Annotated in this window: 18 protein-coding genes; 9 read left to right on the top strand and 9 right to left on the bottom strand. The window is 65.8% G+C overall.

Annotated features, from left to right (window positions below):
• Positions 1 to 95: 95 nt before the first annotated feature.
• From AC1RR3_RS08670 to AC1RR3_RS08655, 4 genes are all read right to left on the bottom strand, one after another.
• Positions 96 to 767: an OmpA family protein gene (locus AC1RR3_RS08670; protein WP_492821337.1), complete on the bottom strand. Its 672-nt coding sequence runs from the start codon at positions 765 to 767 to the stop codon at positions 96 to 98.
• The gene (locus tag AC1RR3_RS08665) at positions 767 to 1,183 is read right to left on the bottom strand and encodes a hypothetical protein (protein WP_492821335.1); all 417 of its coding nucleotides are present in this window, start codon (positions 1,181 to 1,183) and stop codon (positions 767 to 769) included. Before AC1RR3_RS08665 ends, AC1RR3_RS08670 begins: the two co-directional genes overlap by 1 nt.
• Before the next feature lie 88 nt (positions 1,184 to 1,271).
• Positions 1,272 to 1,562, bottom strand: a complete 291-nt coding sequence (locus tag AC1RR3_RS08660) for a type II toxin-antitoxin system HicB family antitoxin (RefSeq protein ID WP_492821334.1) — start codon at positions 1,560 to 1,562, stop codon at positions 1,272 to 1,274.
• Between the two features lie 7 nt (positions 1,563 to 1,569).
• Complete coding sequence (locus tag AC1RR3_RS08655) at positions 1,570 to 4,170, bottom strand: ATP-dependent helicase (RefSeq protein ID WP_492821333.1); 2,601 nt, start codon at positions 4,168 to 4,170, stop codon at positions 1,570 to 1,572.
• Positions 4,171 to 4,409: 239 nt separating this feature from the next.
• Here AC1RR3_RS08655 and AC1RR3_RS08650 point away from each other — a divergent pair, with 239 nt between their 5' ends.
• Positions 4,410 to 4,580 (top strand): DUF1328 domain-containing protein, encoded by a 171-nt coding sequence (locus tag AC1RR3_RS08650; protein WP_441237845.1) that lies wholly within the window; start codon positions 4,410 to 4,412, stop codon positions 4,578 to 4,580.
• A gap of 61 nt (positions 4,581 to 4,641) precedes the next feature.
• Here AC1RR3_RS08650 and AC1RR3_RS08645 read toward each other — a convergent pair whose 3' ends face one another.
• Positions 4,642 to 5,148, bottom strand: a complete 507-nt coding sequence (locus AC1RR3_RS08645; RefSeq protein WP_492821332.1) for a thioesterase family protein — start codon at positions 5,146 to 5,148, stop codon at positions 4,642 to 4,644.
• 87 nt (positions 5,149 to 5,235) lie between these two features.
• Between AC1RR3_RS08645 and AC1RR3_RS08640 the strand changes: the two genes are divergently transcribed.
• Positions 5,236 to 6,660, top strand: coding sequence for an FAD-binding oxidoreductase (locus AC1RR3_RS08640; RefSeq protein ID WP_492821331.1), 1,425 nt, complete (start codon positions 5,236 to 5,238; stop codon positions 6,658 to 6,660).
• 50 nt (positions 6,661 to 6,710) lie between these two features.
• Positions 6,711 to 7,073, top strand: a complete 363-nt coding sequence (locus AC1RR3_RS08635) for a hypothetical protein (RefSeq protein WP_492821330.1) — start codon at positions 6,711 to 6,713, stop codon at positions 7,071 to 7,073.
• A 176-nt stretch (positions 7,074 to 7,249) separates the two neighbouring features.
• On the opposite strand, the gene AC1RR3_RS08630 is transcribed toward AC1RR3_RS08635, so the two are convergent.
• The 3 genes from AC1RR3_RS08630 to AC1RR3_RS08620 form a co-directional block, all read right to left on the bottom strand.
• Positions 7,250 to 8,917 (bottom strand): SulP family inorganic anion transporter, encoded by a 1,668-nt coding sequence (locus tag AC1RR3_RS08630; RefSeq protein ID WP_492821329.1) that lies wholly within the window; start codon positions 8,915 to 8,917, stop codon positions 7,250 to 7,252.
• A gap of 239 nt (positions 8,918 to 9,156) precedes the next feature.
• A complete protein-coding gene (locus tag AC1RR3_RS08625; protein WP_492821328.1) occupies positions 9,157 to 10,650 on the bottom strand; it encodes a caspase family protein in 1,494 nt (497 codons plus the stop codon).
• 144 nt (positions 10,651 to 10,794) lie between these two features.
• Entirely contained in the window at positions 10,795 to 11,715 is a 921-nt protein-coding gene (locus AC1RR3_RS08620; protein WP_492821327.1) for a LysR family transcriptional regulator, read from the bottom strand.
• Positions 11,716 to 11,811: 96 nt separating this feature from the next.
• On the opposite strand from AC1RR3_RS08620, the gene AC1RR3_RS08615 reads away from it, so the two are divergent.
• The 4 genes from AC1RR3_RS08615 (at position 11,812) to AC1RR3_RS08600 (ending at position 16,488) form a co-directional block, all read left to right on the top strand.
• Positions 11,812 to 12,255, top strand: a complete 444-nt coding sequence (locus AC1RR3_RS08615; protein ID WP_092021988.1) for a DoxX family protein — start codon at positions 11,812 to 11,814, stop codon at positions 12,253 to 12,255.
• A gap of 350 nt (positions 12,256 to 12,605) precedes the next feature.
• Positions 12,606 to 13,637, top strand: a complete 1,032-nt coding sequence (locus AC1RR3_RS08610) for a TRAP transporter substrate-binding protein (RefSeq protein ID WP_492821324.1) — start codon at positions 12,606 to 12,608, stop codon at positions 13,635 to 13,637.
• 7 nt (positions 13,638 to 13,644) lie between these two features.
• Entirely contained in the window at positions 13,645 to 15,498 is a 1,854-nt protein-coding gene (locus AC1RR3_RS08605) for a TRAP transporter large permease (protein ID WP_492821322.1), read from the top strand.
• Positions 15,499 to 15,510: 12 nt separating this feature from the next.
• Positions 15,511 to 16,488 carry an NAD(P)-dependent oxidoreductase gene (locus AC1RR3_RS08600; protein WP_492821320.1) on the top strand — a complete coding sequence of 326 codons (978 nt, stop codon included), beginning with the start codon at positions 15,511 to 15,513 and terminating at the stop codon, positions 16,486 to 16,488.
• On the opposite strand, the gene AC1RR3_RS08595 is transcribed toward AC1RR3_RS08600, so the two are convergent.
• On the bottom strand, positions 16,485 to 17,651 hold the full coding sequence (locus tag AC1RR3_RS08595) for an ABC transporter substrate-binding protein (protein WP_492821318.1): 1,167 nt from the start codon (positions 17,649 to 17,651) through the stop codon (positions 16,485 to 16,487). The two genes, AC1RR3_RS08600 and AC1RR3_RS08595, sit on opposite strands and share 4 nt — an antisense overlap.
• Positions 17,652 to 17,935: 284 nt before the next feature.
• Between AC1RR3_RS08595 and AC1RR3_RS08590 the strand changes: the two genes are divergently transcribed.
• Complete coding sequence (locus tag AC1RR3_RS08590; protein ID WP_492821448.1) at positions 17,936 to 20,365, top strand: putative bifunctional diguanylate cyclase/phosphodiesterase; 2,430 nt, start codon at positions 17,936 to 17,938, stop codon at positions 20,363 to 20,365.
• A gap of 229 nt (positions 20,366 to 20,594) precedes the next feature.
• The gene (locus tag AC1RR3_RS08585) at positions 20,595 to 21,896 is read left to right on the top strand and encodes an MFS transporter (protein ID WP_492821316.1); all 1,302 of its coding nucleotides are present in this window, start codon (positions 20,595 to 20,597) and stop codon (positions 21,894 to 21,896) included.
• Positions 21,897 to 22,029: the final 133 nt, after the last annotated feature.

Raw genomic sequence — 22,029 nt, 5'->3', positions numbered from 1 at the left:
CTATTGTCGCGCGAAACCGTGCTGTCGCGCTGTGAGACAGGTCACAAAACGGTCAGGACTTCAAAGGGTTCCGTCAGGCGCCGAGGTATGCTCGCTCAGTGCTTCTTGGCGGGCTTTTTCGCCGCAGGCGCAGGTGCCGCAGCCGGGTGCGCGGGCGCCTCCTCCGGCACCTTGGCATAGGTTGCGATTTGCAACTGGCCGTTGACGGCGGAGGTCGGCTTGGCCCGGTCGAGAAACTGCTCCTCGCCGAGGCCGATCGGGTGCAGCCGCTTGGTCGAGATCTTGAACGTGTTCACCAGCACGTCGCGGATCGCGTCCGCCCGGCGCTGGCTCAGGATCGCGTTGGCCTCGCGCGTCTTCGAATTGGACTCGACGTGGCCGACGATCAGGAAGGTGTAGGGCAGCAGCGAGGCGTGAACCAGCGCGTCCGCGATGCGGCCGACGGTCTGGTAGGAGGCCGGCTGGATGATCGGGGTGTCGGCATCGAACTGGATCTGCGCGTTGAAGGTCGGCAGCTTGGCGAGATCAGGCGCGATCAGCGGCCGGTTCACCGGACCCGGATCGTTCTTGATCCTGGCCTTGGCGCGCTCCATCACCTGCAGCTTCAGCGCGGGAAGATCGACCTCGGCGGCTTCCTCGAAATGGTTGAGCTTCTCGACGATGTCGTCGCGGGTCGGCGGCGCCGTCTGCGCGCTTGCTGTGCCCGCGAGCAAAGCGAGACCAAGAGCGATGCTGATTCCGGCGGCGGAGAATCCCCTGGCGCGCATCAGCGATACCCCGCGTCGTCGACGGCCTTCAGGCAGTTGTTGCTGATGCCCTTGGGCGTCGAGACCAGGCAGGGGATCGACTTGCTGGTCTCCTTGGTCGAGCCGCCGCAGACCTTGACGATCTCGCGCTGGCAGGCGTTCGCCACCGTGACGCGCGCGGCAACCCGCTTCTGGATGGCGTCGAAGGCGCCGAGATAGTCGCTCTGGCACTGCTGGGACAGCACGTCGCGGTTGCGCGACAGGCATTCCTTCAGCCGGGTGGAATCCGGATTGACGCCGCGGCAATTGGCGACGATTTCCGCGCCGCAACTCTTGGCCAAAAGCCCGATCGAATCGCCAAAGCTCATGGTCTCCGCCGCGCTAAGCGACGGCATAACCAATGCCAGCAAGATCAGTGTGATGGAGCCCCGGACCATGGGCGCATCTGATACGGGGAAGTTCGCGGTGGTCAAGGGGCGTTCGGGCGAGAACTGTCGAGAGTCCGGCGAGTGCGGCGAACAGTCCTCACTCCGTGGCCTCGGTGAGGGGTGGCCATTCGATCAGGGCGATTGTGTGTTTCCCGAGGTCGTCGGTAAATTCCGGATCGGCCTTGAGCTGGTCCAGCGTCCGCGGCGGGGGAAGCTGGCGGCCGTCCTCGGCCAGCTCCTGAGCGTAGAATTCGAGAGCGTCCGGCGCGCTCTCGAGGGCCTCGTCGACGTCGTCGCCGCCGGAAATGCAGCCGGGCAGGTCCGGAAACCACAAGCTGACGGCGTCGTCCGGGCCGGCATCTTCGATGATGGCAACGTACTGAGGCATGTCAGCCTCACGCCCGCTGCACAAAGCTGTCCACGACCTTCTTCTCGCCGGCCTTGTCGAAGGCGATGGTGAGCTTGTTGCCGTCGATCCTGGTGACGCGGCCGTAGCCGAATTTCTGGTGGAAGACGCGGTCGGAGAGCGAGAATTCGGACGTCGTGCCGGTGGATTTGGCGACCAGCTCGCCCTCGATCGTCAGCGGCCCGCGGCGGCGCGAGGAGAAGCTGCCGAAATCGGGGCCTGCCGATGAGGAGGACGAGAACGTCGCGGCCTCTTCCTCGAAGCCGCTGTGTCCGCTACCGCCATTGCGGCCACCACCCCGGTTGCGGTTGCCTTCTCGGTTGGCCTGCGCACGCTGCCAGCCCGGTGTCGAATAGGTCGAGCCGAACGCCTCCATGTCGTCGAAGCGCGAGGCGCCGTAGCCCCCGGTGCCGCCCCAGGCCGAGCCGCCCTTGGATTCGGTGATCTCGACATTGGCCGCCGGCAATTCGTCGAGGAAGCGCGACGGGATCGTGGTTGTCCAGGTGCCATGGATGCGCCGGTTGGTCGCAAAATAGATCATGGCCCGGCGGCGGGCGCGGGTGATGCCGACATGGCCGAGCCGGCGCTCTTCCTCGAGGCCCGCGCGGCCCTGTTCGTCCAGCGTGCGCTGGCTCGGGAACAGGCCTTCCTCCCAGCCGGGCAGGAACACGTTGTCGAATTCGAGGCCCTTGGCCGAATGCAGCGTCATCAGAGACACCGCGTCGTCCTCGGCGCCGTTGTCGCGGTCCATCACGAGGGAAATATGTTCGAGGAATCCTTGCAGGTTCTCGAACTCCTCCATCGAGCGCACGAGTTCTTTCAGGTTCTCCAGCCGGCCCGCAGCGTCCGCCGAACGGTCCTTCTGCCACATCTCGGTGTAGCCGCTCTCGTCGAGCACGATCTGGGCGAGATCGGTGTGTGCGGTGACCTCGCGTGCGGCGCGCCAACGGTCGAACTGGGCGACGAGATCGCGCAAGGAGCCGCGCGCCTTGGGCTTGAGCTCGTCGGTCTCGACCACGGCACGCGCCGCCTCGAACAGCGGAATGCGGCGCTTGCGGGCGTGGTCGTGCAGCATCTGCACGGTGGCATCGCCCAGGCCGCGCTTGGGCGTGTTGACGATGCGCTCGAAAGCGAGATCGTCGGCCGGCGAATTGATCACGCGCAAGTAAGCCAGCGCGTCGCGGACTTCGGCGCGCTCATAGAAGCGCGGGCCGCCGATGACGCGATAGGGCAGGCCGAGCGTGACGAAGCGGTCTTCGAACTCGCGCATCTGGTAGGAGGCGCGCACCAGGATCGCGATCTCGTTCAGCTTGTCGCCCTGGCGCTGGATCTGCTCGATCTCCTCGCCGATGCCGCGGGCTTCCTCTTCCGAATCCCAGGAGCCTGTGACCGTGACCTTCTCGCCCTCGACGTCCTCGGTGCGCAGCGTCTTGCCGAGCCGGCCTTCATTGTGCGCGATCAAATGCGAGGCCGCTGCAAGGATGTGGCCGGTCGAACGGTAATTGCGTTCGAGGCGGATCACCTTGGCGCCGGGGAAATCGTGCTCGAAGCGCAGGATGTTGTCGACCTCCGCGCCGCGCCAGCCATAGATCGACTGATCGTCGTCGCCGACGCAGCAGATGTTCTTGACGTGCTCCCTCGCCCCGCTTGCGGGGAGAGGGTCGGGGTGAGGGGGAGTCTCCACGAGTTCGCTGCTTGGAGAGTCCCCCTCACCCGCCGCGCCTTGCGCGTCGGCCTCTCCCCGCAAGCGGGGAGAGGCGAAGGAAGAAGCTGTCGGCGCCTGCGACAAAAGCCGCAGCCACAGATACTGCGCGACGTTGGTGTCCTGATATTCGTCGACCAGGATGTATTTGAAGCGCTGCTGGTACTGCCGCAGGATGTCCGGGTGCTCGCGGAAGATGCGGATATCTTCCAGCAGCAGATCGCCGAAATCGGCGGCGTTCAAGATCTTCAGCCGCTCCTGGTAGCTCGCATAGAGCTTGCCGCCCTTGCCGTTGGCGAACATGGCAGCTTCGCCTGACGGCACCTGCGACGGCATCAGGCCGCGGTTCTTCCAGCCGTCGATCAGGCCGGCCAGCATGCGCGCCGGCCAGCGCTTGTCGTCGATGTTCTCGGCCTGGAGCAGCTGCTTGAGCAGCCGGACCTGGTCGTCGGTGTCGAGCACGGTGAAGTTCGACTTGAGCTGCGCCAGCTCGGCATGGAAACGCAGGATGCGCCCGCCGATGGAGTGGAAGGTGCCGAGCCACGGCATGCCTTCCACCGCGTGGCCGAGCATCTGGCCCAGCCGGTGCTTCATCTCGCGTGCGGCCTTGTTGGTGAAGGTCACCGACAGGATTTCGGCGGGCCGGGCCCGGCCCTGGCTCAGGATATGGGCGATGCGCGTGGTCAGCACCCGCGTCTTGCCGGTGCCGGCGCCGGCCAGCACCAGGACCGGGCCGTCCAGCGTCTCGACCGCCTCGCGTTGCTCCGGATTGAGGCCGGACAGATATTGAGGACCCACCGAGGCGCGCGCACGCGCGGCGATGCCGCCGGCTGCGGGTTGGTGGTCGGGTACGCCTGTGATCTTGCTCGGCTCGGTCATGCGAATCATTGGCCCACGATGGCACCACGCCGTCGCGGGAGGGAGCCTTCATAACAGGGATTGGTGCCTATATGGGGCGCCGGGGCGGGGTTTTCCACGTGCGCGGCAGGCCGATTTGTTCCTGCTGGCGACGCGAATTTCCAGCGGCAACCGGCCGGAACCAACGTTCCGCGTCGGAGATTGTTTGGGCAAGTGAGGCGCGCCAGCCGCGCCGATCGCAGACAGTCATCCAAACAGAGGTTCGGGCCATGCTGAGCTGGGTTGTGACGTTTCTGGTTATCGCACTGATCGCCGGTATTCTGGGCTTTGGCGGCATCGCCGGCGCATCGATCGAAATCGCCAAGATCATCTTCTTCATCGCGATCGTTCTGTTCCTGGTCTCGGCCGTGGTCGGACTGGCGCGCGGCCGCAGGGTCTAGCGCCTTCACCTCTCCCCGTCGGGGAGAGGTGAACCAAAATCGGCTGACGATATTTGAGCCACTACCGTTTCGAGGGCATCGTCACGCTGCGGCCGATGCCCTCGGGCCGCGCCAGGGTACTGTGAACCTTGGCGATGCCCCCGATGCGCTGCTGGATATCGGGCGGAAACGCCGCAACGCGCCGCGCTGTCATGTCCATATGCAGCGACATGTTCTCGGACGTGGCGGACAGCCAGCCCTCGGTGCCGTGCCGCATCTCTTCGAACGTATGCAGCCGCTTGTCGTCGGCTTCCAGCAGCCACACCAGGATCTGCACGGGATCGCGGAGATGGATCTCGCGCAGATAACGGACATGGCATTCGGCGGTGAAGGTCGAGCCGTGGCGCTCTTTCTTGTAAGTAGGACCGATCCCGAGCTCGAGCCAGAACTCGTCGATCGCACGGTCGAACATCACGTTATAATAAGCCATGTTGAGATGGCCGTTATAGTCGATCCATTGCGGCTCGATCTGCATGATCGAGGAGCGGAACGGCTCGGCCTTGGTCGCTGCGGCAACGGTCTCCGGCATGTGTTCTTCCCTAGCTATGCGTCCGGTCGCTTGACTTGACCGGTTAGATGTCCTTTGCCACGGTCTCTTCTCGTCGGAGGAATTTCCGTGGGTACGACCATCACCAATAATCCGCCGCGGCCGGAGCCGAAAGCCCTCGCGAGCGCATTGGAGCAGCTTGCCGCACGCTTCGGCAACCGCCTCATCACCTCGCAGGCCGTCCGCGAGCAGCACGGCCATACCACCACATGGATCGTCAACCAGCCGCCTGACGGCGTGGTGATGGCGCAGGAGACCGCCGACATCCAGGACGTGGTGCGGATCTGCGCCAGGAATGGCGTGCCCGTCATTGCCTTCGGCACCGGCACCTCGCTCGAGGGCCAGGTCAACGCGCCCGCGGGTGGCATCTCGATCGATCTGCGCGACATGAACAAGGTGCTGGCGGTGCACGCCGAGGACCTCGACTGCGTGATCCAGCCCGGCGTCACCCGCAAGGCGCTCAACGAGCATCTGCGCGACCAGGGGCTGTTCTTCCCGATCGATCCCGGCGCCGATGCTTCGCTCGGCGGCATGGCCTCGACCCGTGCCTCCGGTACCAATGCGGTGCGCTACGGCACCATGCGCGACAGCGTGCTGGCGCTGAAGGTGGTGCGCGGCGACGGCGAGATCATCACCACGGGCACGCGCGCCAAGAAGTCATCGGCCGGCTACGACTTGACGCATCTGTTCATCGGCGCCGAAGGCACGCTCGGCATCATCTCCGAGCTGACCATTCGCCTGCGCGGCATCCCCGAGACGATCGCGGCCGGCGCGGTGTCGTTCGAAACCGTGCATGGCGCGTGTCAGGCCGTGATCCTGGCGATCCAGACCGGCATTCCCGTGGCGCGCATCGAGCTGCTCAACGCCGCGCAGGTGAAAGCCTGCAACGCCTATTCGAAGCTGACGCTGCCGGAGACGCCGCTGCTGCTGATGGAATTCCACGGCAGCGAGATCGAGGTCGCCGAGCAGTCCAAGGCCTTTGGCGAGATCGCCAGGGATTGCGGCGGCGGCGATTTCTCCTGGACCACCAAACCCGAGGACCGCACAAAACTGTGGCAGGCACGGCATGACGCCTATTGGTCCGTGAAGGCGCTGCGGCCCGGCGACAGCATCGGCGTGGTCGCAACCGACGTCTGCGTGCCGATCTCGCGGCTGGCCGAATGCGTCGGCGAGACCGAGGAAGATCTCAAGCGGCTCAATCTGTTGTCGCCGATCGTCGGCCATGTCGGCGACGGCAATTTCCATTGCTCGCTGGTGTGCGACACCAACGATGCCGACGAGATGGCGCGCGGCGAGGAATTCATGCATCGCCTGGTCGAGCGCGCGCAGGCGATGGACGGCACCTGCACCGGCGAGCACGGCATCGGCCAGGGCAAGCAGAAATACCTCAAGGCGGAACTCGGCCCTGAGGCGCTCGATGCGATGCGCGCGCTGAAGAAGGCGCTCGATCCCCAGAACATCTTCAACCCCGGCAAGATCGTGCCGGAGGCATAGCGCGCGGCGTGATCGCCGTTTATGCTCGCTCCATCATCACGGAGCGGGCAATGCGCTGGTTCGCGCGCAAGACGCGACAGGACATCTGGGACGAAGCGATAGAATGGCCGCTCGGCGATATCGAAGCCGCCGATCGCATCCGTGCGATCTGTGAGGCCGCGGCCGCAAGTGCCGCAGGTTCAGCGCGCAACGACAAGCGCGCCAGCGAGCGATACGAGCGCGCGGCCAAGGTCGCGATGGAAATCGCCATGAAGATCGCGGACGCACTGATGCGCGACGACGCGGTGCATCGTATTGTCGATCTCTGCATGAAGGCCAACGACCTCAAGACGGCGCAGATCCTGTTCCGCGCGATCCACGCCAGCTGGATCCGCGAGACGATACAGCGGGATCACCCAACGCTGGTGCAGTGAAGGCGGTGCGCTCCCTCCCCCGCTTGCGGGGGAGGGCTGGGGAGAGGGTATCTCCGCAACGGGACAATCCCTAGAGGAAAGAACCCTCACCCGGCGCTACGCGTCGACCTCTCCCGCAAGCGGGCGAGGTGCACCGAGACCGCGGCACGATCGGTTCGACTCAGAACCCGCTGACTCTACTTCGCCAGCTTGCGCACGGCCTCGTCCACGCTGCGGAAGACGTGCGCGCGGGGCAGCGCATCGAACAATCTGAAGCGCTCGAACGCGGCCTGCGCGCGCACCGATTCCAACCGCGCCAGCGCAACCGTGACGCCCTGTTCGCTGCACGCCCTGAACACGTCGAGCAGGATCTGCGCGGCGGTGAAGTCGATCTCGACCATGCCGCTCGCTTCCAGCACGAGGAGCTGCGGCGTCCCGCTGCTGAGCACCTTGGTCACGTCGCTGCGGAAGCCCGGCGCGTTGAGGAAGGACAACGGCGCCTGGAGGCCGATCACGGCGACGCCTTCGATGCGTTCGCCCTCGATGTGCGGATGCGCCGGCCACCAGATCGTGGTGCCCGGCACGCGCTCGAACTCGACGAGTCTCGCGCGCGTGGTGCTCCAGATGCCGTGCAGCAGCGACAGCACGATGCCGAGGAAGGCGCCCTGCTGGATCGGCAGCACGATGATCAGCGCGGCGGTCGCGACGATCAGCAGGAACTCGCTCGGGGATTGGCGGTAGATCGTGACGATCTGCTTCAGACGAATGATGCGCAGCGCAACGAACAGCAGGATGCCGCCGAGGGCTGCGTCCGGAACGTGCTGCAGCAGTCCCGTGCCGAACGCGAGCAGCGCCAGCACGATCGCCGCCGCGGCAAGGCCCGCGAGCTGCGATTGTCCGCCGGTCTCGGCGACGATGCCCGTTCGCGGCGGGCTGGCATTGACCGGAAACGCGCCGAACAGGCCGGATAGCACGCTGCCGGCGCCGGCGCCGAGGAAATCGCGATCGACATCGGCGGGCTTGTCGGGGTCGGACGGGAATGAGCGCGTCGTCGCGGCGGTCTGCACCATCACCACGATCGTGATCACGAAGGCGAGCGACACCAGATGCACCCAATGCTCCGGCGCAAGCTCGGGCAAGGTGAGCCGCGGCAGCGTTCCCGGCACCACGCCGACCACGCTGACGCCCTTGCTTTCGAGGCCGAGACCGATCGTGGCCAGCGTCGCGGCGACGAGCCCGATCAGCGCTCCTGGAATTCTTGCGCTGATCTTCTCGGAGACGAAGACTGTTGCGAGCACACCGAGGCCGATGCACAGCGTGAAGGGATTGCTGCGGCCGAGCTCGCCAGCGAGCACGCCGATGCGATCGAGCGTCGGCCCGCTCGGCGACTTCAGTCCCAGCACGCCGGGCAATTGCGACACGATGATGTGGACGGAGATGCCGGCGAGGAAGCCGACCATCACCGGGACCGACAACAGGTTGGCGATGCCACCGAGACGAAAGGCGCCGCCGGCGAGCATCATCGCGCCGACCATCAGCGCCAGCGCGATCGCAAACCCCTGGTATTCGGGCGAGCCGGTAGCGGCGAGCGCCGCGAGCCCGCCGGCGAAGATCGGTGTGATCGTGGAATCGGCGCCGCAGGACAGGAAGCGGTTGCCGCCGAGCAGCGCGAAGCCGAGCGAGCCCGCCATGAAGGCGAAGAAGCCGATCTGCGGCGCGAAGCCGCCGAGCCGCGCGGTCGCCATCTGCTCGGGGATCGCGATCGCCGCCAGCGTCAGCCCCGCCATCAGGTCGCCGGGCAGCGAGTAGGATGCGAGCGAGCGGAAAAGCGGCCAAGAGTCCTTGGCAGGCGTGTCGTGCGGCATCGATGTGGAATCCCCGGAAAGGCTGACGTCGGCCGATCAGACTACAGCATTTCCGGATTGGAAGGAGGCGAATGAGAATATCCGCAACTCTCGTGTCCCGGACGCGGTGCGGCACGACGTGCCGCTCCGCAGAGCCGGGACCCATCGTGCCGCACGGTACGCTGCCGCATGGGCCCCGGCTCTGCAGGGCACCGCAAGAGCGCTGCGCTGCGTCCGGGGCACGAGAGGTGCGGATACTCTCAATACCTGCTGCGGTTGCCGTAGTCGCCGCGTCCGTAGCCGCCACCACCACGGCCGCCCATGCCCATGCCGAGACCGATCCCGACACCGATTCCGACGCCTAGGGCTTCGGGCGGCGGGCCGGGCGGCGGCGCGCGTTCGTAGACCACTTCGTCCGGCGGCGGCCGGCGCGGCTTCGGCGGCGTCTCGACCACCTTGCGCTTCGGCGGGGTGTCGTCGACCCGCTTCTTGATCAAGGGCGCGACCGCCGGGTTCACCGGCGAGGCCGGCGGCGTGGGCGTCGAGCACGGGCAGGTCGGCGCCATTGCCACGGCGACCGGGGCAGGGGTCGCTGCGGCCGCAACCGGCAAGGCATAGTTGCGGTTCTGCACGCGAAGCAGCAGCCGGCGCGCGGTCGCAGCCAAGTCGCTGTTGTCCCAGTTGTTCAGATAAGCCTCGAACGAGGCGCGGGTGTTGATCGCGGTGGCGCGCTCCCAGGCCAGCATCTGGCGCCGGCGCTCCAGCACCGTACGCAGGCGCGGCGCGCGGGCGTCCTGCGTGTACAGCTCGATATAGGCCTGATACGCCTCGATGGTATCGTCGGCGATCACGAGCTCATAGGCAGCCTTCGGCTCCTTGCCCTGCAAATCCTTGCGCCAGTCCGCGACGCTGCGCGTGCCGCCGGCCAGCGCCATGGCGGATGCGCCGGGAATGGGAGGCTGCGGGCTGCTGCTCTCGCCGCCGAAGAACTTGAAATCGGTCGTCAGCGACGAGCTTTCCCACGGAATCTGCCGTCCGTCGGTCGATTGCGCGACGGCGATGCGGATGCGCTTGAACACTTCCTCGATCGGCAGGTTCGGTTGCTTGGCAACCGAGAGCGCCGCCGTGGTGTAGGGGCTGTCGATGCCGGAGCCGTCTTCGGCTTCGGCACCGGGCGAGGTCGAATAGGAAATGAAGGAGCCGGGCGCGCCGGCCTTGGTGTCGACGATCGCAAGCCCGTGGCCCGCGCCGCTCAGCGCAGGGAACGGGTTGTTGCGGCAGGCATCTAACATGAAGATGCGCGCCCGCGTCGGCAGCGCGCCGAGCGTGTTGAGCAAATCGTTCAGCCGCACGCCCTGGAGCGGAATGTCGGCCTCGCGCTTGGGATCGAGATCGACCGGCACCAGATAGTTCTCGCCGTCGATCTGCAGGCCGTGGCCGGCATAGAACACCAGCGCGACGGTGTCGGCGCCGCTGGCGCTGACCTTGCCGGCGAAGTCCGAGATCGCTGTGCGCATCTCGCTCTGCCCGAGGTTGGCCGCCGTGGTGACGGTGAAGCCGGCATTGCCGAGCAGTTCCGTCATGCCCTTGGCGTCGTTGGCGGCGTTGGGCAGCTCCGGCACGGTGCGATAGGCGGACTGGCCGATCACCAGCGCAAGCCGCGCTTCGGCCGCGGCCTCCGTCGGCGCCATCAGTTGCGTGAGCGCAACAAGGCCGGAGGCAAGGAACAAACTGCGAAGGACCGGACGGCGCATGGTGTCAACTCCATCGGCAATGCGCGCGAAGATGTCACCTTTTCTAGCCGTTCGCCATGACCCTGTCTGTGCACTGGATCACGCTCCGGGCTGGAGCAAATGGGCAGCGGAACTGCCGGAGCTGGCGCCTCAGGCCTTGCGTCGTCAGAACAGGTCGCGATCCCAGGGCGGTTCAGGCGCGAAATGCGCGGCAAGAAAGTCGATGAAAGCGCGCACCTTGGCCGGCGGACGCCGGTCGGGCAGGTAGACCGCATGCACCGCCGAGGCCTGGATTTCCGGCTGGTCGAGCGGAAGCGCGACCAGCGTGCCGGCGCGAAGGTCGTCGGCGATGATGAAGGTCGGCTGCCGCGCCAGCCCGAGGCCGGCCAGCGTCGCGGCGCGCAGCGCATCGCCATTATTGGCGCGCAAGGTGCCGCTGACCTGGACGCGGATCTCGCCGTCGACGCCGAACAGCCACTCCGCCGCGCTTGCCTGCTGCGAGAGCGTGTAGCCGAGACAATTATGCGCGGCGAGGTCGGCGACACTGCGCGGTGTGCCGTACCTGGCAAGATATGAAGGTGCCGCGCACACCACGAGGCGGTTCGGCGCGAGCTTCCGCGCCATCATGCTGGAATCGCGGAGCCTGCCGATGCGGATCGCGAGGTCCCAGCCTTCCTCGGCGAGATCGACGAGGCGGTCGTTGAGGCCGAGCTCGACGGTGACCTCGGGATGCCGCGCCAGGAACTCGGCGATCACTGGCGCGATCTGCCGCGTGCCGAACACGACGGGGACGTTGACCCGGAGCAGCCCGCGCGGCTCGACGCGCTCGCGCGCAACCGCGGCGTCGGCGGTCTCCATGTCGGCGAGGATGCGCTCGGAGGATTCCAGATAGCTCCGTCCGGCCTCGGTGATCGACAGCCGCCGCGTGGTGCGGTGAAACAGCTTGGTGCCGAGCCGCGCCTCGAGCGCGGCGACATGCTTGGTCACCATGGTCTGCGACAGGCCCATGGCCCGGGCCGCCCCCGACAGGCTGCCGATTGCCGCCACCTTGGCGAACACTTCCAGGCCGGTCAGCCGGTCGAGCATCTATTTCACTCTGCTGGTGTGAGGTATAATTCCAAAATAGCCAATTATCATTCGAATGGGAATAGATCATAGCGCAGTGCAGCAAAGGAGACTGCCATGATCGATTCCCGTACCGCCCCCTACGCCGCGCTGGTGCTGCGCGTGACGCTGGGTGCGCTGTTCCTCGCGCACGCCAGCCTGAAGCTGTTTGTGTTCACCCCGGCCGGCACCGCAAAGTTCTTCGGCAGCCTCGGCTTCCCGCCCGAGCTCGCCTATCTCATCATGACGGTGGAAGTCCTCAGCGGCTTCGCCCTGATCCTCGGCGTCTGGACCCGCTATGCGGCGCTGGCCGGCATTCCGATCCTGCTCGGTGCCATCTTCACCGTGCACGGCGCCGCCGGCTTCTTCTTCACCAATCCGAAGGGCGGCTGGGAATTCCCCGCCTTCTGGGCGATCGCGCTCGCGGCGCAGGCCCTGCTCGGCGACGGCGCCTATGCGCTGCGTCCGTCCCGCGATGTCGCGGCGGCAAGCGGCCAGCTCAGCGGCGCGCACTCGCGCTGAGGTCCCGGCATCTGCACAAACATGGAAGCCGCGGGATCATGGTCCCGCGGCTTTCGTCATTTTGCTGCGTGCCAAACCATCAATCTGCGTTCGGCATTGATCCATACCTGAATTGGATCGATCCGCGTCAAACTTGCATGGCGGGCTTTGTCGCTGCCGTGCGGCATGATCGAAAAAACCTATGAAAGCAGGCGTTCCGCTGCGGTCTCTGCCGAAGCGCCTGCGTCTCTCGCCATCGCGGTGCCCCGGCCGCAACCCTTGCCTGTGCCGTCGCTTTGGCCATACAGTCGATGCAAAGGCCACGGCAACGATCGCGGCCGCGAACAAAAATATCGGGGAGAGACCGCACCATGACCATCGTGCCCGTGAACCGTCGCGCGTTCATCAAGTCATCGGCGGCGGTCACCGCCGGCCTCGTGCTCTCTCCCGCCATCATCGGCCGCGCCGAAGCTGCGACGCTGAAGCTGAAATGCTCCTCCTCGCTGCCCAACGATCCCAAATACGCCAACGGCCGCGTCTACTACGACAACCTCGTCAAGAACCTGAAGGCGAACGGCCTCGGTGAGCAGATCGAGGTCGCGTTCTTCCCGGACAACCAGCTCGGCCAGGAAATCGACGTCATCAATTCGGTGAAGCTCGGCGTCATCGACCTCATGGTGTCGGGCTCCTCGATCTCGGCCAATCTGGTGCCGCTGGTCGGGACCTTCGATCTCGGCTTTCTGTTCTCGAGTTTCCCCCAGCAGACCAAGGCATTCGATTCCGGCGCCGCCAAGCCGATCGAGGACGCGCTGCTCAAGGGCGGCAATATCCGCATCATCGCCTGGGCCTATAATTTCGGCTCACGCAGCGTGCTGGCGAGGAAGCCGGTGAAGACGCCGGAGGATCTCGCCGGCCTCAAGATCCGCACGCTGCCAAATCCCGTCATCACGGAATGCCTGCGCCTGATGGGCGCTGCCGCGACGCCGCTGGCATTCGGCGAAATCTACACGGCGTTGCAGGCCGGCGTGCTGGATGGGCTGGAGCACGATCCGCCGACCATCCTGGCCAGCAAGTTCTTCGAGACCGCAAAATTCTATGCGCTGACGCAGCACAATTTCTCGCCGCTCGCGATCTACTTCAGCGACATGACCTACAACCGCATGGATCCGAAGCTGCGCGACGGCTTTCTCGATTCCGCGAAGAAGGCCGCGATCGACACCCGGGCCCATGGCCTTGCGGTCGAGAAGGAAGCGCTGGCGGCCTTGACCGAGAAGGGCGTGACGGTGGCCGAATGCGACCGCGAGGCGTTCAGGAAGCGCGTCGCGCCGCAGCACGAGAACTTCATCAAGGCGCGGCCGGACTCCAAGGCCGTCATCGACATCATCCGCGCGACGCAGGCCTGAGATGGCGATGGCGAGCGCCGTGTCTCTCTCGGGCGAGCGGCACGGGAGCATTAGTCTTTTGCTTCGTCTCAGCGACGCGATCGCGGCGGTCTTGCTTGCCGCCGATCTCGTGGTCGTCTGCGCCTCCGTGCTGCTGCGCTTCTGCTTCAACGCGCCGGTCGAATGGGCTGACGACGTCGCGCGAGGCTTGATGGTCGGCTCGGCCTTCTTTGGCGCTGCGAGCGCGCTCGCGCGCGGCGAGAATGTCGGCGTGTCGTTCTTCCGCGACCTGTTACCGGTCCGCCAGCGCACGCTGGTCGACGCCGCCAGCGCGCTGCTGGTCGTGCTGATCTCGGGTTATGTCGCCTATAACGCCATCAAGCTGGGATCATTGACGGCTGGCCAGACCACCGGCTCCGGCCTGCCGCTGGAGCTGACCTTCTATCCGATGGGCATCGGCGCGCTGTTCATGACGGTGTTCGCGATCGATCAGCTCTGCGCCAGGCCGCTCCCTGATATCGTCAGGGGTCTCGTTGCGATCGCCATCGTCACCGGCCTCTATCTGGCCTGGGATTATCTGTCGCCGTCCTCGGTGCCCTCGGCGGGGACGCTGATGCTGATCGGCTTCTTCGCGACGCTGTTCGGCGGATTACCGATCGGCTTTGCGCTGGCGCTGGCCGCGCTGATCTTCATCTGGGTCGAGGGCGCGCTGCCCGGCGTGATCTTCGCCCAGCAGATGGCGCGCGGCATCGACAATTTCGTGCTGCTCGCGATTCCCTTCTTCATCCTCGTCGGCTACCTCATGGAAGCCAACGGCATGTCGGTGCGCCTGATCGAGCTGTTGCAGCGCGCGGTCGGGCGCATGCGCGGCGGTCTCAACGTCGTGATGGTCGCCTCGATGGTGCTGTTCTCCGGCATATCGGGCTCGAAGATGGCCGATGTCGCTGCGGTCGGCTCCGTCTTGATCCCGGCGGCGCGCCGCTCGAAGCAGAATCCGGGCGGCGCGGTGGCGCTGCTCGCGGCCTCCGCGGTGATGGCGGAGACGATTCCGCCCTGCATCAATTTGATCATCTTGGGTTTCGTGGCGAACCTGTCGATCGGCGGTCTGTTCATGGCGGGGCTGCTGCCGGCGGCGCTGATGGCGCTGGTCCTGATCGCCGTCTCCATCATCTTCGGCAAGCCGCCAACGGAAGTCGAGGACGTCGAGCCGCAGGCGCCCGTGTCGGGCCTGTGGAGCGGCGCGATCGCGGCGTTCGGACTGATCTTCATGATCTTCTTCGGCTTCAAGAGCGGCTTTGCGACCGCGACCGAGATATCGGCCTTCGCCGTGGCCTATGCGCTCGTCGTCGGCAGCCTCGTGTTCCGCGAGCTCAGCTTCAGAACGGCCGCGCACAGCTTTGTGCAGGCCGCGACGCGCGCGGGACTCGTGCTGTTCATCGTCGCCGCCGCGCAATCGCTGGCGTTCACGCTGACCCTGCAGCAAGTGCCGCATGCAGTCGGCGACTTCATGCTCGGATTGTCCAAGACCAGCGGCACCTGGCTGTTCATCCTGCTCGCGATCGCCGTGCTGATCGTGATGGGCTCGGTGCTGGAGGGCGCGGCCGCGCTGATCATCTTCGGGCCGCTGCTGTTGCCGGTGGCCGTGCAGCTCGGCGTCGATCCCCTGCATTTCGGCGTCGTGCTGGTGATTGCGATGGGCATCGGCCTGTTCGCGCCGCCGCTCGGGCTCGGGCTCTACGGCGCCTGCCTGATCGGCAACGTCCCGATCGAGCAGACAGTGAAGCCGATCATGGGTTATCTTGGCTTGCTGTTCCTCTGCCTGCTCGTCATTGCCTTCGTGCCATGGCTCTCGACCGCGCTGCCGCGGGCATTCGGCTATTGACGGAGTCTTGTCGTGAAGGTCCTGCTCGCACACACGCCGGAGATGCGGCGCAATTACTACGGTAACCGCAGCCTGAACGGCTTGCGCGCGGCCGCCGAGGTGATCCTGCACGAGAGCGACGAGACTCTGGACGCAGCCGGCCTCGTGCGTGCTGCGAAAGATGTCGACATCATCGTCGCCGATCGCATGACCGAAGGGCGCACCGAGATCTTTGCGCAACTGCCGCGCCTGCGGGCCTTCGTCCGCTGCGCCGTCGATATCCGCAATGTGGATGTCGATGCGGCCTCAAACGCCGGCGTGCTCGTGACCCGTGCCGGTCCCGGCTTCGTGCAGGCGGTCGTCGAGCTTGCGGTCGGCTTCATGGTCGATCTCTCCCGCGGCGTGTCGCGGACGACGGCCGACTACCAGGCCGGCCGCAAGCCGGAGGCGCGTATGGGGCGCCAGCTCGCCGGCAGCAAGATCGGCATCATCGGCTATGGCAGCATCGGGCGCTACCTCGCCGAGGTCGCAAAAGTCCTGCGCATGGAGGTGCTGGTCGCAGACCCCTTTGCGACGATCAGCGACGGTGCGATCAAGCATGTCAGTCTCGACGAGCTCCTCGCCGCATCGGACTACGTGGTCTGTCTCGCCATCGCCAACGAGCAGACCGAGAATCTGATCGGGGAGGCGGCACTGGCGCGCATGCAGGCGCATACTGTCTTCATCAATCTCTCCCGCGGCAATCTCGTCGACGAAGCGGCGCTGGCCAAGGCGCTGCGCGAGAATCGTATCGCGGGTGCGGCGATGGATGTCGGCCGCGCGCCCGACCAGATGCCGGCGCCCGAACTGGCGAAACTTCCCAACGTCATCGCCACGCCGCATGTCGGCGGCCTGACGCCGCAGGCGATCGAATACCAGTCGCTGGAAACCGTGCGGCAGGTGGAAGCGATCGTCAAAGGCGAGGCGCCGCAAGGCGCGGTCAACGCCGACCGCTGGACGCGGCGGCCCTAAAGCCTGTCCACCGCCCTGAACGTCCCGTCCTTCTGGATCACCGTCAGAAACACTTTTGGCGGCGTGTCGATCATGTGCATGCCGACGGTGACGACGTTGCCGCTGATGTCGAAGCGGCCGACATCGTTGATAACGCGCAAGAGGCTCGCGCGCGTCGGTTGCGGTCCGGCCTTTTCCAGCGCGGCGGCCGCGAGGCGGCCGGAGAGATAGCCTTCGAGCGATACGAAATCCGGCGTCAGCGTCGGGTCGACCGCCTTCTGCGCCGCCTGGTAATCCGCGACGAGTTTGAGCGAGCGATCCCACGGAAACGGCACGACCTGCGAGACGATGACGCCCTCGCCGTCGGGGCCGAGCTCCTTGGCGAGCGCATTGGCGCCGACGAAGGAGATGTTGACGAAGGTCGGATAGGCGCCGCTGCGGTGCGCGAGCTTGATGAACTCGGCGCAGGGCCCGTAGGTCCCGACCATGACGATGGCCTCGGGCTCGGCGCGCTTGATCATCCGCCAGGCCGAGGCGACGGCGCGGGTGTTGCGCTCGAAGGTGCCTTCGGAGGCAAGCTCGAGGCCGCGCTTGGCGAGCGCGCGCTTGACGCCGGCAAGACCATCGCGGCCGAAGGAATCGTCCTGGTAGAAGATGCCGATGCGGGTGAAGTGGCGATCCTCGGTGAGGTGCTTGACCCATGCCTCGGCCTCCGCGCTGTAGCTCGCGCGGATGTTGACGACGTTCGGAAGCTCGAGGTCGCGCAAAAATTCGGCGCCGGTGAATGGGCCGATGAAGGGGACGTTCCGGGCGCTGGTGATCGGGATGGTCGCGATCGCGGTCGGTGTGCCCACCGCACCGATCAGCGCGAACACCTTGTCGTCCTCGATCAGCCGCAGCGTCTGCGCCACCGAACGATCGGGATCATAGCCGTCGTCGCGGCTGACGAGCTGGAGCCTGCGGCCATGGACGCCGCCCTTGTCGTTGATTTCGGTGAACGCGGCGACGATGCCTTGCCGCATGCGCTGCCCGAGCGCGGAGGAGGGGCCTTCGAGCACGGCCGCCTGGCCGAACAGGATCGCATCGTCGCTGACGCCGACCTCGTCGCCTTTCGCCGGCAGCAAGGCTGCGGCCAGCAATGCGATGATCAAGGCGAAATATGTCGCGGATCGCGATCGTGTCATGTCGATGCTTGTCGGATAGGGACGGTTCCCGGAAACGATAATTCTGTCGGCTGAACAGGTCGCTAAGGCGTGCCGCAGTGGTGATCCGTAAGACTCCGGGTAAAACCGGTAACTTATTGCCAGACTGCGGCAATCTGCTGGGCAATCGTTAACTAAGCCGTGCAATGCGGGACGACCGGGTTCCGAAATTTCGCACTTTTTAACCCCGATCCTTGTCCGATAGTGGCTTCGGCGGCTCAACCAGAAGTACGAGCTGCCGCACGGATGGGGACTTGCGGATCAAGATGGGCGGTCGCGATCAGAACGATCAGGATCGGGGGCGGAAGACCGGATGGTGGCGTGCCGCGCCGCTGCTCGGGCTCTATCGCCCTGCGCTGGTCGCGGTTGCCGTCGGTCTGCTGTTCTCGATCGTCGGTGCGGCCGCCGTTGCGCGGTGGGAAGACCGCGTCAACAAGATCGAGTTCGAGAACGCCGCCGAGACCGAAGCGATCGTCATGCAGAACGGCATGAGCGAGTACATCTCCAGGCTCGTCGCGTTGCGCACGCTGTTCGAATCGACCAACGAGGAAATCACCCGCAGCGAATTCGAGACCTTCAGCTCGCGCCTGTTCGAGCGCCATCCCGGCATGCTGCGCATCGCCTGGCTGCCGCGCGTCAACCGCAAGGAGCGCGCCGAATACGAGGCCGCGGCGATCACTGACGGCGTATCGGGCTATCGCATCAAGTCGCTCCAGGGGGACGCCTTCGCGGCCGCGCCGCAGAGCGACGAATATTTCCCGGTGTTCTACTCGACCCAGCCGAAGACCTCGTCGGTCTATGGCATGGATTACGCGACCATCCCGGAGCGTCGCGCAGCGCTGGAGCGCGCGCGCGACAACGACCGGGTCGCTGCCATCCGCACGCGTCTCTACGAACCCAAGGAAGGCGGCCGGCTGCCCGACGTCCTCGTCGCCATTCCCGTCTATGCCAAGGGGACCTCGCGCGAGACGGTTGCGGACCGGCGCCGCAACCTCGCCGGCTTCGTCGTCGGTATCTTCGATCTGCCGCTGCTGATCCAGTCCATTCGCGTGACCACCGGGGCAAGTCCCGCGGTCAGTATGAACATCTATCCGCCGTTCACGGGGCAGATCGTCAGCCTGGAAGAAATGCTGCCGGATTTTTCGTCGGCCGCCACGGCGCCGCAGTCGATGCGGGATATCGCGCGGGCTCTGCACTGGTCGGGCGGCCTCAAGATCGGCGACACCGACTGGCAGGTGCGCGCCGTGCCGACGGCCGGCGGCGCGCTGGAGACGGCCTATGACCGCGCGGTCGCGGTCCTCATCGTCGGCATGTTGCTGACGTTGTCGCTCTCGACCTATCTGATGCTCGCAAGCCGCAATTCGCGGCGGCTCTCGCTGGCGAACCGTCGGGTGCTCGAGCTCGCCCAGACCGACATCCTGACAGGCCTGCCGAACCGCGCCTTCTTCCTCGCCCGGCTCGACGAGCTCAACGGCCAGCTCAACGACGGAGGTTCGACCTTCTCGATCCTGATGCTTGATCTCGACCGCTTCAAGAACGTCAACGACTCGCTCGGTCACGGCGCCGGCGACATGCTGCTGCGCCAGGTGGCGCAGCGGCTGAAATCCGCGCTGCGCGCCGGCGACGTGCTGGCGCGGCTCGGCGGCGACGAGTTCGCCATCATCCAGGAAGCCTGCGAGGACCAGCGTGCCGGCTCGACCGAGCTGGCGGGGCGGATCGCAAAGCTCGTATCCGAGCCGTTCCTGCTGCCGGGACATCGCGTCGAGATCGGCACCAGCATCGGCATTGCGATCGCGCCGGATCACGGCAGCGACCAGGAGCAGTTGCTGAAGAAAGCCGACCTTGCGCTCTACCGTTCGAAATCGGCGGGCCGCAACTGCTTCACCATCTACGACGAGGCGATGTCGGCCGAGCTCGAGGCGCGCAGCACGCTGGAAGGCGATCTGCGCGACGCCATCGCCCGCTGCCAGCTCGAGGTGCACTACCAGCCCTTCGTCGATGCGCACAGTGGTGAGCGGCGCGGCTTCGAGGCGCTGGTGCGCTGGCGGCATCCGACACGCGGCCTGATCCCACCGGATCAGTTCATTCCGCTCGCCGAGGAGACCGGGCTGATCGTTCCGCTCGGCGAGTTCGTGTTGCGGCGCGCCTGCGCGGATGCGGCCGGCTGGCCCGCGGGCCTCGCGGTCGCCGTGAACCTGTCGCCGATCCAGTTCAAGGAGGCCGAGCTGTTCGGGATGATCTCCGCGGCGCTCGCCGATTCCGGCCTGCCGCCGCAGCGGCTGGAGATCGAGATCACGGAATCCGTCCTGCTGGAGCGCGGTGTCGAGAACCTCGCCTTCATGGAACGGCTGAAGCACATCGGCATCGAGTTCGCACTCGACGATTTCGGCACCGGCTATTCCTCGCTCAGCTATCTGACCACGTTCCCGTTCGACAAGATCAAGATCGACAAGTCGTTCATCCGCAACCTCACGCACCAGCCGCGCTGCTCCGCTATCATCGCCTCGATCGTGACGCTGGCGCGCGGGCTGGACATGTCGGTCACGGCCGAGGGCGTCGAGACAGCCGAGGAGTTCGAGCGGCTGAAAGCGCTCGGCGTGAATTTTGCGCAAGGCTATCTGTTCGGACGTCCGCAGCCGGTCGACCAGATCGCGTTCGACGAATCTGTCCGGCCCTCGCGGCGCGACGCGGCCTGAGCGCACGCCTAGAAACATTTGAACATCAACGAGAGGTCGTCATGCCCGGGCTTGTCCCGGGCATCCACGTACTTTGTTCCGCGTAGCGAAGACGTGGATGGCCGGGACAAGCCCGGCCATGACGTTGTGGCAGCTGTTGCGCTGCGCCAGAAATACATTCGCGAAAATCGCTTGACCCAAGCCTTCCCGGATGGTCGGTAGCACCATCTAGGGATGAAACAAAAACAACATGCGGCTTCCGTTCTTCTACGGCTGGGTCGTGGTCGCGGTGACCTTCGTCACCATGGCCATTGGGGTCAACGCGCGCACCGCCTTCTCTCTGTTCTTTCCGCCGATCATCTCCGAGTTCGGCTGGGAGCGCGGCATCACCGCGGGCGCTTTCTCGTTCGGTTTCGTGGCCTCCGGCGTGGCGAGTCCGTTGATCGGCCGCCTGATGGACCGCGCAGGTCCCCGCGCGGTGATGGAGCTCGGCGTCGTGCTGATGAGCGGCGGGTTGCTGCTCGCCCCGCTCACCAGCGAGCCCTGGCATCTCTACGTGACCATCGGCGTCATGGTCGGCGCCGGCAGCGTCTGTCTCGGCTATTCCGGCCAGTCGCTGTTCCTGCCGAACTGGTTCATCCGCAAGCGTGGCTTCGCCATCGGCATCGCCTTTGCGGGCGTCGGCATCGGCTCGGTGACGCTGCTGCCATGGGTGCAGCACATGATCGAGCAGACCGGCTGGCGCACCGCCTGCACGGCAATGGGCCTGCTCATCCTCATCGTGCTGGCGCCGATCAACCTGTTCCTGCACAGGCGCCCCGAGGATATCGGCCTTCAGGCGGACGGCGACGCCGCGCCGGCCGCCGGCGCCGTCAAACCAATCTCCAACGTCGTCGATCCCGTCTGGGTCAATACCGAGTGGACGCTGAAACGCGCCGTCGCGACGGCCCGGTTCTGGTGGATCGCGGTTGGCTATTTCTCCGGCTTGTACATCTGGTATGCGGTGCAGGTGCACCAGACAAAATTCCTGCTCGACATCGGCTTCAGCCCCGGTGTTGCGGTGTGGGCGCTCGGCGTCGTCAGCCTGCTCGGCATTCCCGGCCAGATCCTGCTCGGCCATGTCTCCGACCGGATCGGGCGCGAGTGGGTGTGGGCGATCAGCTGCGCGGGCTTTGCGATCTGTTTCGCGGCGCTGATCGCGTTGAAATTCCAGCCGTCGCTGTGGCTGGTCTACGTCATGGTGTTCACGCAAGGTGCGCTCGGTTACGGCCTTACCTCGATCATGGGCGCGGTGGTGTTCGAGATTTTCCAGGGCAAGCACCAGGGCAGCATCTTCGGCATGATCATGCTGGCGGCACTGGCGGGCGGCGCGGCGGGCCCGTGGCTGACGGGTTTCCTCTACGACCGCACCGGCGACTACACACTCGCCTTCGCCATCGCCATGGTCGTGAGCGGCCTGTCGGCGCTGTCGGTGTGGCGGGCATCGCCGGGCAAGGTGCGGGCTGTGGCGGGACGGTTGCACAAGCTCAAGCCCAACCTTGCTGCTGAATAAGTTCCGTACGCATCAAGATACCTTCGCCGTTTTCGCGAAATGTTAAGCACGTCGCCTCATGGCCCGAGGCGAGGGATTTGCAAAAACGTCTTGGACACCATCGGAGCGTTAGCGTCGGGTCGATTGCCGTATT

The organism is Bradyrhizobium sp. GW821-FHT13H05, assembly GCF_058804065.1.
This window is presented reverse-complemented; position numbering and strand designations above follow the sequence as displayed.